Below are 16669 nucleotides of genomic sequence, written 5' to 3'. Positions count from 1 at the left end.
ACCTATTTTTTAGGTTTGACTTAAAAGTTTTAGATCTTGATTAATATTTAAAACAAAATGCAAAAAATCATAAAAGAACGAAGTATACACTCCCTTTCCTTAAGTAATATTAATAACTATTGAATGCTGATGATATAATACTGAAATTGTAATTAATACATCATAAACTAAGTTTTCAAATATTTATAGTATTTAGAAATCGGGAAATTTCTGCTGATTTGTAGGACACGAATCACGCTATCGTTTAACATTCGTACCAGTGGATTTACTACTCTTTTAGTTTGGTAGTTCTACCACGGACTTGAAAATTTCATGAAGTGAGTCGTTAAAAATGATTTTCTTGTTTGAGATTTAACGAGCTTAAAATCATTTAGGCGATAGAAATGGAATTTAGCTTTTGACTTCTAAGCCTTGATTGTTTTGTTCTTGTTTCAATACAAAAAAAATGAAGTAGAAGAGAACTTGAAAGCAGACCCTATAAAAGCTAGTAGAAAGATCGATTAGAAGTTAATTTAGTTTATACAATGTATTAGTACTTCAATATATTGTGGCCTTTTTTTTATACCTTCAAATGGAAGAAATGAAACTTCGCAACAACTATATTAAAACAAAATCAATTCGCAATCATCTTTAGTATCGTAATATATCTTTGAATTATTACCCTACAATCAAACGCACAACTTATTAACTAGCATGGCAACTAAATTCGTGAACCTTTTTTTATGCTTGTCAATTGTAATTATCATTCTACCAATTCAGCAATTAAACGCACAACATATTAGTAGAAAAAATTTGCATGCCTGGCCCACTGCTTCTCCACCAAAAATAGATGGCATTTTGGATGATCAGGTATGGAAAGATCCGTTACAAATCAATAAGCTTACGGCCAGTACAAGAAACTATATTTACTTTGAAGACACTCCAATGAAATATGTTTCTGAGGGATATTTTATTCAAAATTCTCCCAACAACCTTCAAAAATCTTCCCAAAAGACCAAAGTCCAAGTGGCCTATGACAATTACGCCATTTATATAAGTGCACAACTTTATGACACAGCACCAGACTCCATACGCACCAATATGGGAGAAAGAGACTCAGGCGGTAATGGTGGTGATTTCTTTATTGTTTCTTTTGATACCTACAACACGCAACAAGACACTTATGAATTTGTGGTAAGTGCATCAGGCGTACAAAGTGATCGTATTCAAGGCACATCTGGATGGGATGGCAACTGGAATGAAATATGGACAAGTGCCGTAAAGGTCAATGAGGAAGGATGGGCTGTTGAAATGGAAATCCCCTATAGAGCATTGAGAATGCCCGATGGAAAAGAACAAATATGGGGATTGAACTTTGGTAGGGTCATCGCTCGTTCGGGTGAGACTTCTTATTGGAATGCTGTTGATGCCAATAAGTCAGGATATGTCAATCAATTTGGTACACTCAGAGGAATCTACGATGTCAATCCACCAATTAGACTCTCGCTTACACCTTATATTAGTAATGTTTCTATTGGTCAACAAGGAGGGCAATTTGCACACACTTTTTCAGGTGGAGCAGATATAAAGGTAGGTTTAGGTCAAAGTTTTACTTTAGATGTAAGTTTAATTCCCGATTTCTCTCAAGTACAAGCAGACAACCAAGTATTGAACCTCTCTGCCTATGAAGTGCAATTTGGAGAGTTTAGGGATTTTTTCACCCAAGGTACCACCATCTTCAATAAATGGGATCAGTTTTACTCCAGAAGGATCGGTCAAAACCATAATAATCCTGGCGATGAAGTACTCAGAGAAAATGAAGCCTTTATTTATAAACCTTCAGATGCTCCTATTCTTAATAATACAAAACTGACGGGTATTACAGAAAAAGGACTCGGAGTGGGTATTTTAAACTCTATTACCAATGAAACCTTTGCCATCATAGAAGATAGTACTACAGGAGAAAGAAGAGAAGAACTCGCTGATCCAGTAACTAATTTTAATATCATCTCTGTAGAACAAGCATTACCCAACAACTCTAAGATTGGAGTGATGAACGCTAACGTCTATAGAGGAGAAGGATTTAAATCTTCGAATGTTACTTCAACCGATTTCAATTTCTTTGACCGAACCAATACGTATAGAGTCAGAGGTTTTGGTGCTTTGAGCCAGGAGTTTTTTCCTTCAGAAGAAAGTGAAAATGGACAAACACAACAAAAAGGTTATACTCAACTAGGACATAGAATCGATGTTGGAGGTGGTAAAGTGAGTGGAAAGTGGCGTTATTGGGCATCATCAAATATTGAATCAGACACTTACAACCCTAATGATATGGGGTATAACTCCGCAGTAAATAAAATTGGGTTTTATTCGAATGCCTCTTATAATCAATTTGAAGCGGGACCATTTTATCAACGCTACTGGTTGAGAGTAGGTTATGATGAAAATTGGCTTTACAATCCTAGAACTTTCACAAGTAGGAAAGTATGGGCAGATGGTTATTTCCTGTTTAATAACTTTTGGAGTATGAACGTTGATAGTTATATCCATCCTGGAATATCTTATGATTATTTTGGACCAAGAGAGCACGGTTATTACTTCAAAGAGTACATGTCACATGGTGGAGGCTTTACAATCAATTCAGACAGTAGAAACTTATATACGGGAAGTGTGAGAATATCCTATTGGGCAAGACCAGAATTTTCTCAGTTGGATAATTTTATTTCTTATAATCAAACCTACAGAGCTACGGATCGTTTTGACCTCACACATTCTGTATCTTGGAACAATCAGAGGGATGAGAAGGGGTATGTGACCACACTTCACGAAGATAATGGTGATGTGGAAAGTGTAATTTATGGCAATAGAGACGTCAAAACGTTTGAGAACAATTTTACTTCTAAATATTATTTCAATCCTAAAATGTCCATGAAACTACGTTTAAGACATTATTGGAGAAGAGTAGATTATGATGAGTTTTTTGATTTATCAACAACAGGTGACCTGTTAACCACAGATTATACAGACCTTGATGAAAACGGTGAGCATACACAAAACACCAATTATAATACATTTGACATGGAGCTTTCTTACAGTTGGGAGTTCCTTCCGGGTAGTTTTCTTACCGCTATGTGGAGAAATGAATTAAAATCTTCCACTCACAATTCTGAAACCAACTTCTCAGACAACATGAAGGAAATGTGGGAAGAGCCTCAGCTGAATACGCTTTCTATACGTTTGAGTTATTTCTTGGATTATGGTCAGGTCAAAAGAATGCTTTAAACACAATAAGCCACTTCACTTGTATAAAGCGAAGTGGCTTATTGCTTATTTTACAAACAGTGAAGTCCTAAGACTCTACTGTCATATTGATGGCCTCAACTTTTTTCACCTCTGGTACTGCATTAATTATGGCCTGCTCTATTCCAGCCTTCAATGTCATCGCTGACATAGGGCAATCACCACAAGCTCCCAACAACTCCACTTTAGCTACACCATCTTCAGTAACTTCGACTACTTTGGCATTTCCACCATCCGCCTCCAAATAAGGACGAATTGTTTCTAAGGCTTTTTCTACTTCATTAATTAATGTTTCACTCATATATGTAATCCTATTAAGGCGTTAATATCTTTTATTATTCCCAAGTCTTAATTTCTACTTGGTCTGTCTCTGGCAATTCTGCATTTCTAATGGCTACATTTCTTGCTAAAGACTCTGCAATGCTAACGAAAGCTTTACCTGCTGGGTTACCTTCTTCCATTACAACCGGCACTCCATCATCGCCACCTTCTCTAACACTCTGTACCAAAGGCACTTCTCCTAGGAAAGGTAACTCATACCTACGTGCAAATGTTTTTGCTCCATCCTGACCAAACAGGTAATATTTGTTGTCAGGTAGTTCTGCTGGAGTAAAGTAAGCCATATTCTCTACGACACCAAGGATAGGAACATTTACATCTTTAGAAGCAAACATTTTGTATCCTCTTACAGCATCTGCTAAAGCTACTTTTTGTGGTGTAGAGACAATGACAGCACCTGTCACTTTTGCAGTTTGTACTAATGATAAATGAATATCACCTGTACCTGGAGGTAAATCAATCAATAAGTAGTCCAATTCTCCCCAATCTGTATCCATGAAGAACTGACGAATTGCCGAACTAGCCATTGGTCCTCTCCATACTACAGCATTATCTGAAGGTGTTAAGAAACCAATTGACAATAGCTTTACTCCATATTTTTCGATTGGAATAATGACGTTTTTCTCTCCTCTTTGCACAACTCCTGGCTGAGCATTCTCACAATTGAACATTGTAGGAATTGAAGGTCCATATACATCAGCATCCATTACACCTACTTTTGCTCCTGTTTCTGCAAGTGCTAAAGCAAGGTTTGCAGTGACAGTAGATTTCCCTACGCCACCTTTTCCAGATGAAACCGCAATTACGTTTTTCACGCCTGGTAACACTGGTCCGCGTTGTTGAAGGGAGGTTACTTCTGCAGTCATATTTACAGTTATCTCCAAATCTTCAGCAACATCTCTATGTATAGCGTCTTCACAACGCTGTCTTATTAACTCTTTTAATGGACAAGCAGGTGTAGTTAAAACTACAGTAAAAGATACTTTATTACCTTCTACCTCCACATCCTTAATCATATTTAAAGAAACTAAATCTTTCTTTAAATCTGGCTCTTCTACAGTTGATAAGGCCTTAATTATATCATCTTGCGTATATGCCATATTCCTATATTCCTCAATTAGATATTTGTTGGCACAAAATTAATACAAAAGATATTGTAAACCTTATTCTTATTTAGATTAATTACAAATATAATAGTATAAATATTGAGATTTAAATATTTCCCAAAGAATCAACAACATACCATAAAATAATTATAATAAATTAACTTATTTAAAGGGCATATTTAATTACTGAGAAACTAATTGTTGAAAAAACTGCGTTGGTGTTTTCTTTTTCTCCTTTTTAAACGCTCTATTAAAGGCTGTTTTAGAGTTAAAGCCCACATTATAAGCGTGCCCTAAATACGTCAATTCTTGATGTGTATCCTTATTTACCTCCTCAATAAATGCATTAATTCTGTAGCCATTTATAAAATCATAAAAGTTCTTCTGATATCCGTCATTAATGACCTTAGAAATATCATGCGTACTTGTCTTAAGATGATGAGCAAGTTCGGGTAAAGTCAACCTTGAATTGGTATATAATTTATGCTCATTCATTTCTTGAGCCAATTTTTCTTTCAGTAAAAGCTGTTCTTCCGTCAAACCTTGAGGTGCTTTCTCTTCCACTTCCTCCTCTACTTTAGCTTCAACAATACTTTTGATTTCTTCTTCCTCTGCCACTCTCAATATTTCAGGTTGATTCATTGCATAATAGCCCATTATAAATGAAATACATGCAATAATTAACCATAACGTATCAGTAAGCATATTGATGATATTTTGAGGTGAATAATCGAAAAATACCCCTCCTATACCTACAACATACATCAAACTCCAAATCGCCAAGCAAGTAGCATATACCAACATTACTCCATTGAGGTAATTAATATTTCTCTCTTCTGAAAGAATGTTCATACTATGATGATGTTGATACCTTAATAACCATTTACATTTCCACCAATAATAAGCACTAAAAATCAACCCCAAACCACCAATAGTGTTGAAGAATACCTCATAATGTTTATTTAAAACACCGTATTCGAATTGATCATTTGACAGTGCAAAAAGTGGAAGGTATGCAAGTACTTGAATGCCAAACGGAATCAAACGAACAAAGATTTCTTTTGACTTTGATTCAGATTCCGTGAGTTGCTTAATATATATGAAAAACAAAGGACCATAGATCAACAATAGCATTTCCGGGATAAGATATATCTTTGGAAACATCTGAAATATATCCCTGTAATACATGGCTACTCTAGACATTAAAGCTATAGAGGTAAATAAAATCAATACTGCTAGTACAACATTGGCCCTCCTGTTATTTTCTTGTATTCCAAAAATTGAGAAAATTAATAACAAGCCTTGGAATGCACCTAATAATAGTAAAAACATATAAGGCGTAGTTGTACTACCTGACAAGTCTTCCCATGAACGGATTTTGATTGTTTTCTTCCACCCATCTACAGCTACATCATAAACACGGTTGGGAATCGCTCTACCATTTTCTCTCCCTTCTACAGACTCCCAAGAACCTCTGGTGATCTTGTATTCAAACTTTCTTAACCCGGTGGGCAAAGTCAGGTAATAAAACCCATCCGAATGCTTCACCATCTTACTTTCAAGATCCAATGGCTTCCAATTATTAAAATCGCCAACGACAAATAAACTGGCGTCATACGGTGTAGCTTCTGGAAGTTCGGTTACAATCAATTGTATCCTTTCCTCCATTTGGTTTGCAAGGTCCTGCCATGAATAAATTTGTATTTCAATCATCGATGGACTTTCCGGATCGTAATATCTGTTCGGCTTTAAATCTCCATTTTCAGTAGATTCTACAGATTCCCAAGATCCTCTCGTAAACTTATACTGAAATGACTCATCCATTCTGGGGAGTTTTAAATAATAATACCCATCATGACTCCTTTTAAACTTATACTTTTCATCATTTGGAGACCATTGGTTTAGTGAGGAAGCTAAATAAATGTCTGCAGAGTCAGGAGTAAACTCTGGTAATTCAATAATTTTAAAAACCATTTCTCCGTTTTCAGCATTAGAGAAGCTTGGAAAATTTAAAAAAATTAAAAGAAGGTAAAATAGATGTAGTGTTCTGTTATTCATTCTATTTCATGCTAGTCAATGGTATTGAAAACTTATTAAAGTGTAAACTAATTAATACAGTTATTCGAACATTTCTGGAACCTTTTGTTTAATAAAAAAAGCAAAGCTTCCAGATAAACTCTTCATCATGATTGAGCGATGTTGTTTCTAAAGATAACTTGAAATTAAAGATTACCATCGACAAGACAACACTTTAACACGAATTAATTGTGTTATAATGTAATTTTAATTTGAAAAATTAAGATTATGAGTACAAAATTAATGGTGCTTTATGAATGAAATCACCTTAAATGTGAAAAATCATTCACTTTTATTTCAATAAATATTAGTACTGCTTTAAAGTGGAATTTTACATGCTTATATGTATCTTTCCTGTTAGCAATACTTTTTGTGTCAATAAATTTAGAGTCTACTAGAAATATACTCTTTTTTTAAAACTCTTTTTATACATTCAACTAAAAACAACTATGAGTTTCCCCGAAATAAAGCGTGTGAGCATCATTGGAGCAGGTTGGCTTGGCCTTCCTCTTATTTCCACATTAATAGAAAATGGTTTTGAAGTTAAAGCTAGTACTGGAACTAAATCAAAAATAGCGACCATAGAGCAATTAGGAGCGAAAGGCTATTTCCTGCGATTTGATCCTACCTGCAATGATACTGATGGTTTAATAGATTTATTAGATACTGATGCTGTTATTATTTGTATGGCACCAAGGTTTAGTCAGCATAAAATGATGACTTTTCATGCAGAACAAATAAAAGGTATCAGAGATGAAATTGAGAAACTGCCTGTCAATAAAGTTATCTATACAAGTTCAACAAGCGTTTATAAAGATGTAAACGCCATTGTCAATGAAAATGCAGCTTCATCTGATAGCCCTCGTTCTAGATCTGTAATATTAGCAGAGGAAGTACTTAGAATTAATACTGATCTTGACGCCACTATACTACGATGTGGTGGACTGATGGGATACGATAGAATCCCTGCAAAATATGTAGACGGCAAAAAAGATTTAATTACAGGTGACATTCCAGTGAACTATGTTTTTAGAGATGATGTTATAAGAGCGATTATGAAAGTACTTGAAATCAATGATCATAATAGCTGGAATAAGGTTTTCAACTTAGTGGCACCTGAACACCCTCCAAAAAGGATTGTTTATGAAGCTACCGCTAAATATGGAAATTATATTGTACCTACATTTATTTCTCCTGCATCTGCACCGCCTTTCAAAATCGTAGATAGTCAAAAAATACAAGATAAAATCGGTTTCACATTTTTATATGAGAACCCTACTGATTTTATTTATGATGAAATGAAATAAAAAAAAAGAAACTCACTGCAAAACAGTGAGTTTCTCTCCCCTTAACAATTAAACCAAATAATGTAATTAAATATCTATTCTGTCATAAAACAGATGAACTTTTTTAAGCTCGAGACACTTAATCATTAAGTGTATTGTAAAGTTAAGTTATTAAATATTTACTTTTATACTATTTCGTTTAAAGTGATTCTTTTTTCGACAAACCCCCATTTTCTTTCGATAAAAGAAAATCGAAATTAGTTTATACTCTGATCTTCAACTTTTTTAGGGAAAACTGTCCATAAATATTGAAGAGATAAATAAATCGAGATACTTTGATTTAAACCGAAATAAGCCCCTCTCCTTTTACCTCAAAAAGTATTTTTTAATAGCCCAAAGCATTATCAATTCTCTTATAGATTTCATTTACCTGTTCCAAATACCCTCCACCAAAAAGATTGGTATGCACTAATAAGGGGTAGATATTATAAACCTCCAAGCGCTCTTCTATCCCCTTTTCCCATGGGAAAACTTCATTATAAACCTCGAAAAACAATTTATCAAAACCTCCAAATAGCGTCGTAAATGCTAATTCCGCTTCTCTATGTCCATAATACACTGCCGGATCAATAATACAGGGCTGTCCTTCTGTATCATACATCGTATTTCCACTCCACAAATCACCGTGCAATAATGAAGGTTTTTCTTCCGGAAAATAGTCTTTCAAAAGTTGACGGAGAGCATTCGTACTTTCGATATATTTTTGAGGAATAACTCCATTTTGGACTCCTAAATGAACCTGAGGTAGAAGTCTTTCTTCAATAAAAAAGTCCAACCAGTTTTCTTTACTTTGGTTTGACTGAGGTAATTCACCAATATAATTATCACGAACACCACCAAAGGTCTCATGACTATTTTGATGTAATTCGGCAAGCTTACTCCCCAACGATTCCCAAAAGTTAGTGGATGTTCGTCTACCTTCAATAAATTCCAAAATAATATACTGTACTCCCTCAAATGTCCCCAAAGCGATAACATTAGGAATCGTAAAGTTTGATTTATCAGTTAATAAAAGGAGTCCCTCTTTTTCCATTTCAAAAAAATGGAGAGGCATATGTGTATTTACCTTTAAAAAATAATCGCCTTGATTTGTTTTCATCTTAAAGGCTTCATTAATACAACCACCTGAGATGGAACGATATTCCCTTAACCGAATATGTGTCCCTAGTTCTTTTTGTAATAAAGATTGATAAAAAGTGTGTGGATCTTCTGACATTCTGCTATCACATTAATATAGTCCTAACAATTTTTCTTTTGACAATTGTTTCCAATTTAGTCAAATGAAATAAAAGTAGCTTATGATAAAGTTTCATAAGTTGTAATTTATACTACAGTTTTTATCAAACATTAGAATTAGATATTATCTTTACTGAAAGTTATGCTAGATATATTATTTTTTACATGCATCTAATTTATAGAACCTTCTTAGTCATCTTCTCCGTGTTTTTGTTGTCAACTTCAACATTCGCACAAAAAAATATTCTCAAACCAGCTAAGATTTCCGCTGGTATAAAAGGAGGTTATTTCTCTACATCAATTGGTTTCCTTCCTGCAATCAGTACCTTACCAGAAACTTCACCTAGTTTTGGTGTAGTGATGAAATACCATGCAGAAAAGTATTTTGGAGCACAACTTGAGGTCAATTATAATGCTATTGGCTGGACTGAAGTCAACCGCTTTGATATTACTCAGGAAATCTATAATAGGAAATTTGAATACATCCAAGTTCCCTTTCTTACTCATATTTATATAGGAAAGAAAAACCTACAATTTTTCATCACTCTAGGTCCTCAATTGGATATTCTTATTGGAGAATCTAAAAAAGTCATTACCGATCTTGATGATCAGAGTTATGATTATTATGAGAAGCCTGTTAATCCATTTACTCTCTCTATTGCAGGTGGTGGTGGACTAAACCTCATCACTAAAATTGGACATTTCCAGGTAGAAGGACGCTTTGCAGCGAGTATGATGAATGTTTTAGAAAACGAAAGAAGAACTTCTACTGAAGGGTCTACTTCCGTGCTCGGTGGTGTTACTTTTTCTTATCTTATCCCAATCAGTGGGTGGAAAGAAAAACCAAAAAATAACGAAAGTGGGCAAAGTATAGAGCAACCCGATGAAAGTGGTTGGGAAAGAAGAGATTAATCAAAACTAAGATATAAAAAAACACCTATAAACTTTTCATGGTTTATAGGTGTTTTTTTATCCGGTAAAAATTACCTTCAGATGCTATCTTCCTTAGACTTCAGATAAGATATAATTTCATCTGCAGCAACTTTATAAGTCTTATCCAACTTAGCACTCTTGAAAGAGTGTATTGCTAGATCGTATTCCTTTTCTTTCATAGCTACAATGCCCAATGTGAAGTAGTATTTTGACTTTGTTTTCACATCCAAGCCATTGTATTTCACTAATTCGTTTAATACATCCATAGACTCTTTTGTTCGATTTAATTTGAACAATGCTACTGCCTTTGTATACTTTACGATATAATTATATTCATCTAGTGCTAAGGTCTCATCACATGACTTTATAGCATCAATATAATGTTCTGAACCTAATTGCCAAGTAGCCACATCTTGATACGTTTTGACTTTCATCTGCTGATCGTCAAGGTTATCAATCATATGGTAAGCCTTCTGAATTTGTTCTGTTTTGTCAGAAGTTGTTTCAGCAATTTTAATCTGAAGTTCGTGTACTTTTAAATTACTTTGATCTTGCTTTAATGCAGTGTACAATAAATCTGTAGATTTTTCAAAATCATAAATTTCATAATAACACAAAGCAATCCAATATTTATACTCAGGTGTTAATTTCAACACCAATTTTCTGTAAGAACCATAATTCGCCTTTTCAATAATCCCATCAAGCTTATCGTACTCTTCCAAGTTGTAATAAGCATATCCCAATTCATAATAGAACCTTGCTAAGTGATTCTTATTATTGGACTTTACATATTCTAATGCTTTATGAATATCATCGACCGCTTTAGGGTACTCCTCATTCATGTTATACAGCTTTGCTGAATAGTAAAGTGCTAAATAATTGTTGGGAGCTACTGCCAAAACATCATTAATATGCGGGCGAACTTGATCATACTTTTCTTGTTTGAAAAGAATCATAATAATCTGATTCTTCGATGTCACCTTTATTTTTTCAGTATCATTAAAATCAAATGCTTTATCGAAATAATAAATTGCATCATCTAAATAATCCTTTCTTAAGTAAAGGTTGGCAATTTGAAAATTCATCACTCCATTTTCAGGAAAGTTCGAAAGTCCTTCTAAAAAAGTATCAATAGCATTATTGAATTGTTTTAATGCCACTTGGCACTTTGCTTTTCTTAAAAAATACTTTTCCTGCGATGAATCGTTTTTAATCGCTAATGAATACTCATCAATTGCTTTGGTATATTGTTTACTATTAAAAAGGTTTTCAGCTTTAACAAAATGATCCAAAGCCTTATCGTTTTGAGCGAATAAAGTAGCGGATGTTACAAAACATACTGAGAGTAAAAATATTTTGAATAGTGTTCGAGCCATAATAAACGAGTACATTGAGTTTGTGCCTCTTATATTTTGTAAGTCTATACATATTTTAGTAATGATATAGACTAAAAATCACGACATTTTAAATTAAATTCCTCTAAAATTAGAGTTTTTTTCGGATTAATAACGAATTACAAACTCTATTTATTATTCCACTCTTCGATTAAGAATAAAATTTATCGTCAGAAAAGTCTCTTTGTAGCCAATTGACCATGTCCTTTTCGTAATCGTCTTTATTGTAATCTGTTGAAGCCAAAGTAATAGAAATCGCATCTTTCGAGAAGTACAACGTTCTCCATACATGCGGAGGAAGATATAAACCTTGACGTGGGTTATCTAACAGATAAACGCGTCTTTTCATGTCTTCTAAAATTACTTCAATTTCGATACTGCCTTGTATTGCAATAATCACCTCTTCTGTTTCTTTATGGGCATGATTTCCTCTAACGGTATCTTTATTTGCTCCATGGGTCCAGAATACCCTTTTAATACTGAAAGGCACTTGAGATAATTCGCTTACTGCTGTAATAAAGCCCTCATCATAAGAGCCAAATTCATCTAAATCTATAATTCGAGGCAAAGTGTTAATAATATCTTTCTTTTTGAGAGTCATCGCACAAATAAGTATAAATAGCCTCCCTAGTGACCGGAATCACTAGGGAATAAATCTCTTTAAATCAATCCAATTTTCTTCTTAATTGAACTTGGAATCGCGTCTTTATGTACCATTACTGATACTGTTTTCATCTGAATATATCCTTCAGACATGTATAAATAACCGCCAAAATCATTGGAGTTTGCTCCCCAAGAGTTTTTTGTTACATAGTATTTTTTACCGTCGGTATCTTTTACAATTCCTACAATATGCATCAGGTGGTCATCAGTAGTAATGTAATTTTCATAAGCTGCCTGACGATCTTCTACTGTCACTTGAGGTTCAACGCCATTTTCATCTTCAATCGTAGCTTTTCCTTTACGGTGTGAAAATGACTTTTCGCTTACATCCCCATCCCAAGCCAAAGAATAACCTTTATCCAAAGCATTATCCATTACTTGTTGTAAATCGGCTAAGGGTAAATTATAATATATTCCATCTGACCAGTTATCTGGAATCTCAAGAACGCAAGGTTTGTAATCAGTATGATTAGTAAATGAAGTCAGCTCCACGTAATCGCTCGGATTAAAATCCATTGCTTGTGCAAATTCCTGAGGAGTGTATTCTTTTCCATCAACAGTAAATGAAGTCGGTTTAGCTCCCATATAGGCATCTAAAACAGATTCTAATGCTGATTTCCACTTCGTTGTCAATTTTTTAGAAGAAGCTAATGTGTTGAGCATGCTTTCCATTACACCAAATAATTCTTGATGATCGTGCATACCTTTATCACCACCTTTTCCATCATAAACACTGTTAGGAACAAAACCTTCTTCCTTGATGACATTCATGACGTCATGAGCCAATCCTCCTTCTCCAAACTGTGTTTTCCCGTGTCTTCTTATATATCTGTCTGCTTTTTCTGGGTAAGTATTTCTCACAAAATACATTTCTGAAAGGTCAAATTCTCCCTTTCCTTTTCTCATCAACTCTGACTCGATAAATGAAGTTGTAGAAAAACTCCAACAAGTCCCCGTTCTCCCTTGATTTTTTACAGGCGTAGTCTTCACCTGATGAACCACTTTAAGTTGTGTTCCATCTACGATTGCATCATTTTGGGCAAAAGCAGCGACAGTTGAAATACCAGCCATTAATACAGAAGCCACTACACTTTTAAAAGATAGCGTTTTCATATTCTAATATTTATAATTTTTAGATAAATAGTACCATTTAAAGGTAACATGGCTACAATATACTTTTATTTTGGCTTAAACTCTAATTTTCACCTGACAAAATCCCTCTTCCAAAACGGAGTTTACTTTTTCTTTTGCTTCAGTTAATACGGAGTTGAAGCCCTTTTAAATATTAGGGAACTGGGTCATAACCACTTCCTCCCCATGGGTGACAGCTACTTATTCTTTTGATGGCTAACTTGCCTCCTTTTTTAACTCCATGCTTTTTCAAAGCTTGGATTGTATACTCTGAACATGTTGGAGTATACCTACAAGAAGATGGTGTGTATGGTGAAATCAATAACTGATAACCTCTAACCAAAATCACTAAAATCTTCGAAAAAACCTTATTCATATTCGCTTATTCGGGTACAAGTCGCTATAAAAAACCCCTTTTTTAGCCTTTTTAGAGCGATCCAATGATAAAATGTAATAAAAAGGATGATCTTTATTCACTTTGACAATGTAATTATATAAATTGCAACTGCAAAAAGTAATATTAATATTTACTAACAAATAACCAACTGCAACCATGAGTGTATTGGTCAATAAGGACTCAAAAGTAATTGTTCAAGGATTCACTGGATCTGAGGGCACTTTCCACGCCGAGCAAATGATTGCTTACGGCACAAACGTAGTAGGTGGTGTAACTCCAGGTAAAGGAGGACAAACTCACCTTGATCGCCCTGTATTCAACACTGTAGAAGATGCAGTAAAAGGAGCAGGTGCTAATGTTTCTATCATTTTTGTACCGCCAGCATTTGCGGCAGATGCAATCATGGAAGCAGCAGACGCTGGTATCGAAGTAATTATCGCAATTACAGAAGGTATCCCTGTTGCAGACATGGTGAAAGCCAAAAACTACTTAAAAGGTAAGGACGTAACACTGATTGGACCAAACTGTCCAGGTGTTATCACTCCAGGTGAAGCAAAAGTAGGTATTATGCCTGGATTTATCTTCAAACCTGGTAAAGTAGGTATCGTATCTAAATCAGGTACTTTAACTTATGAAGCTGCTGACCAAATTGTAAAAGCAGGCTATGGTGTTTCTACTGCCATTGGTATTGGTGGAGACCCAATCATTGGTACTTCTACAAAAGAAGCTGTGAAATTATTAATGGCTGACCCTGATACTGACGCTATCGTAATGATTGGTGAAATCGGTGGTAACTATGAAGCTGAAGCTGCAAAATGGATCCAAGAACAAGGCAACCCTAAACCTGTTGTAGGTTTTATTGCTGGCCAAACTGCTCCTAAAGGACGTAGAATGGGTCACGCAGGTGCTATTGTTGGTGGTGAAGACGATACTGCAGAAGCTAAAATGCGTATTATGGAAGAATGTGGTATTGCGGTATCAAAATCTCCAGCAAATATCGGCGAAACTTTAGCAAAACTTCTAGTGGAAGCTTAAGCTCTAATTTAGAGTTTCAATCATAAAAAAGCTCAATAGACTCCTAGAGTCATTGAGCTTTTTTTTATTTCATAAATTTAGACGATTATTTCAAAAACTCTTGTCTTTTAATGGGTAATCAGACAATTATTAAGCTATATCTACCCCCGGCATTGAAGAGAAAAGCGTTAAGAATTTCATGACTTGAGCCGTTAAAAATGATTTTGTTGTTTGAGCAAAGCGAGTTTAAAATCATTTAGGTGAGAGGAATGAGATTTAGCTTTTAACTTCTAAGCCTAGATTTTTTGCTTCGTTTTTCATCAATGGAAAAATGAAGCTTGAAAGTAGAACATAAAAGCCTGCAGAATAATCAACCAAAAGCTTACGGTAATTTAGTTTACAATGTACTACTTACATTGTAAACTATGTTTTCGTTAATATTTGATTGTAGCTTTTATGCATAATATCTCTGGCATTTTCTTTCGTAAACTGCCATTTGAATTTGACTTTTTTGTCATTCCGATCTTTGATTACTGCCATCACTCTTTTTTCTAATTCTTCCTGAGATGGAATTCTATCAGACAAACATTGTTTTGATAATGCTGAAAATTCAATTTCTACCATGTTAAGCCAGCTTGCAGATTTTGGTGTGAAATAGAAATCAAATTTCTGAGTGAGTTCGAATGCTTTTTCGGCTTCCATATTTTGATAAAAAGAGCTACTATTATGTGTATTTAAGTTGTCCTGGACTAATCTTATTCGGTGAGCACCTGAATACAAGAGGCTTAATTCAAGCATAAAATCTGCATATTCCTGCTTCCGTCTTTGCTTATAGACTTTACCAAATCGCTTTCCAGTTAAAGGCTCTATCGCCATTAATAATACACACGAACCATTTTTTTCATAACTATAATGTTCCTTCTTTACTTTTCCATTTCGCATGGGTATAGGATCCACTTTATCTCCAATCAAGAAACAAGGACGTTCGTCAAAGCATATTACAGGGTATTTCGGATCATAAGGCTGGTTATATAACCATAAGATCTGTTCCATCCTTGCAATAAACTCTCCTGTCATTCTACTTATACACCACTGTTTTTTGAGGTGAGGCTTAAGTTCGTTTTTTTCAATATTTCTTGAACATGTGTATGGGAGATTTCATCTACATAACCTAATTCGACTACTTTATCAGCCAACATTCTTAAGGTCCATCTAGAATAACCCTCAGGAGGAATACTGCAAGCTAATGCCGTAATTTTTGCCTTATTTTCACCTGTTAGACCTGCAGGACGGCCACTTCGAGGTTTTTCTTCCAGTAAAGACTTTAAACCTTCTAACTTATATTTCTTTTTCCAATCTGAAACAGTGGCTAGTCTTACTTGTAAAATAGAAGCCACTTCCTTATATGTTTTGTGCTCATTGAGCAATAGTAAAGAAGTCAAACGAAGACTTACTCTTGATTTTATATCACCTTTAGAAAGAAGTTCTTTGATGTGATTTTTTTCTTCTTCACTTAATTGAATATGATCTCTTTTCATTTCTTTAAATTTAAGAACCTCAATTTACGAAAATATAGTTTACAGTGTATTAGTACATTGTAAACTAAGTTTTCGAATATTTAAGGTATTTAGAAATCAGGAGATTTCTACTGATCTGTAGGACACGAATGCCGCTAACGCTTAACATTCGCGCCAGTGAACATTCTACCCAATTCATTTGCTACTTATTCCCTTGGCCTTGAAGGGAAAAGCGTCA

General features: G+C 34.6%; 14 protein-coding genes. 4 read left to right on the top strand and 10 right to left on the bottom strand.

Annotated features, from left to right (window positions below):
• Positions 1 to 693: 693 nt before the first annotated feature.
• A complete protein-coding gene (locus PL77_RS01725; protein WP_052444091.1) occupies positions 694 to 3261 on the top strand; it encodes a DUF5916 domain-containing protein in 2568 nt (855 codons plus the stop codon).
• Between the two features lie 67 nt (positions 3262 to 3328).
• On the opposite strand, the gene PL77_RS01720 is transcribed toward PL77_RS01725, so the two are convergent.
• The 3 genes from PL77_RS01720 to PL77_RS01710 form a co-directional block, all read right to left on the bottom strand.
• Positions 3329 to 3580, bottom strand: a complete 252-nt coding sequence (locus tag PL77_RS01720) for a NifU family protein (protein ID WP_044201087.1) — start codon at positions 3578 to 3580, stop codon at positions 3329 to 3331.
• A 34-nt stretch (positions 3581 to 3614) separates the two neighbouring features.
• Positions 3615 to 4718 (bottom strand): Mrp/NBP35 family ATP-binding protein, encoded by a 1104-nt coding sequence (locus tag PL77_RS01715; RefSeq protein ID WP_044201085.1) that lies wholly within the window; start codon positions 4716 to 4718, stop codon positions 3615 to 3617.
• A 189-nt stretch (positions 4719 to 4907) separates the two neighbouring features.
• On the bottom strand, positions 4908 to 6782 hold the full coding sequence (locus tag PL77_RS01710; protein ID WP_044201084.1) for a helix-turn-helix domain-containing protein: 1875 nt from the start codon (positions 6780 to 6782) through the stop codon (positions 4908 to 4910).
• 467 nt (positions 6783 to 7249) lie between these two features.
• Here PL77_RS01710 and PL77_RS01705 point away from each other — a divergent pair, with 467 nt between their 5' ends.
• A complete protein-coding gene (locus PL77_RS01705) occupies positions 7250 to 8107 on the top strand; it encodes an NAD(P)H-binding protein (RefSeq protein WP_044201082.1) in 858 nt (285 codons plus the stop codon).
• Positions 8108 to 8471: 364 nt separating this feature from the next.
• Here the strand turns inward: PL77_RS01705 and PL77_RS01700 are convergent, their stop codons facing one another.
• Complete coding sequence (locus PL77_RS01700) at positions 8472 to 9362, bottom strand: fructosamine kinase family protein (RefSeq protein WP_044201081.1); 891 nt, start codon at positions 9360 to 9362, stop codon at positions 8472 to 8474.
• 185 nt (positions 9363 to 9547) lie between these two features.
• On the opposite strand from PL77_RS01700, the gene PL77_RS01695 reads away from it, so the two are divergent.
• Positions 9548 to 10294: a porin family protein gene (locus tag PL77_RS01695; protein ID WP_082026352.1), complete on the top strand. Its 747-nt coding sequence runs from the start codon at positions 9548 to 9550 to the stop codon at positions 10292 to 10294.
• A 77-nt stretch (positions 10295 to 10371) separates the two neighbouring features.
• Here PL77_RS01695 and PL77_RS01690 read toward each other — a convergent pair whose 3' ends face one another.
• The 4 genes from PL77_RS01690 to yidD all read right to left on the bottom strand — a co-directional run bounded on the left by PL77_RS01690 (position 10372) and on the right by yidD (position 13879).
• Positions 10372 to 11691 carry a lipopolysaccharide assembly protein LapB gene (locus PL77_RS01690; RefSeq protein WP_044201076.1) on the bottom strand — a complete coding sequence of 440 codons (1320 nt, stop codon included), beginning with the start codon at positions 11689 to 11691 and terminating at the stop codon, positions 10372 to 10374.
• Positions 11692 to 11860: 169 nt separating this feature from the next.
• Positions 11861 to 12310: an FdtA/QdtA family cupin domain-containing protein gene (locus PL77_RS01685; protein WP_052444090.1), complete on the bottom strand. Its 450-nt coding sequence runs from the start codon at positions 12308 to 12310 to the stop codon at positions 11861 to 11863.
• 59 nt (positions 12311 to 12369) lie between these two features.
• Positions 12370 to 13485, bottom strand: a complete 1116-nt coding sequence (locus tag PL77_RS01680) for a C1 family peptidase (protein WP_052444089.1) — start codon at positions 13483 to 13485, stop codon at positions 12370 to 12372.
• A gap of 172 nt (positions 13486 to 13657) precedes the next feature.
• Positions 13658 to 13879 carry a membrane protein insertion efficiency factor YidD gene (gene yidD / locus PL77_RS31440; RefSeq protein ID WP_082026351.1) on the bottom strand — a complete coding sequence of 74 codons (222 nt, stop codon included), beginning with the start codon at positions 13877 to 13879 and terminating at the stop codon, positions 13658 to 13660.
• Between the two features lie 177 nt (positions 13880 to 14056).
• Here yidD and sucD point away from each other — a divergent pair, with 177 nt between their 5' ends.
• Positions 14057 to 14935: a succinate--CoA ligase subunit alpha gene (gene sucD, locus PL77_RS01675; protein ID WP_044201074.1), complete on the top strand. Its 879-nt coding sequence runs from the start codon at positions 14057 to 14059 to the stop codon at positions 14933 to 14935.
• Positions 14936 to 15337: 402 nt separating this feature from the next.
• Here sucD and PL77_RS01670 read toward each other — a convergent pair whose 3' ends face one another.
• Together PL77_RS01670 and PL77_RS01665 are read right to left on the bottom strand one after the other, a co-directional pair.
• Positions 15338 to 16000 (bottom strand): IS630 family transposase, encoded by a 663-nt coding sequence (locus tag PL77_RS01670; RefSeq protein WP_253273956.1) that lies wholly within the window; start codon positions 15998 to 16000, stop codon positions 15338 to 15340.
• Positions 15997 to 16452 carry a helix-turn-helix domain-containing protein gene (locus PL77_RS01665; RefSeq protein WP_044201071.1) on the bottom strand — a complete coding sequence of 152 codons (456 nt, stop codon included), beginning with the start codon at positions 16450 to 16452 and terminating at the stop codon, positions 15997 to 15999. Before PL77_RS01665 ends, PL77_RS01670 begins: the two co-directional genes overlap by 4 nt.
• Positions 16453 to 16669 lie beyond the last annotated feature (217 nt).

The organism is Flammeovirga sp. OC4 (assembly GCF_000812565.1).
GTDB lineage: Bacteria > Bacteroidota > Bacteroidia > Cytophagales > Flammeovirgaceae > Flammeovirga.
This window is presented reverse-complemented; position numbering and strand designations above follow the sequence as displayed.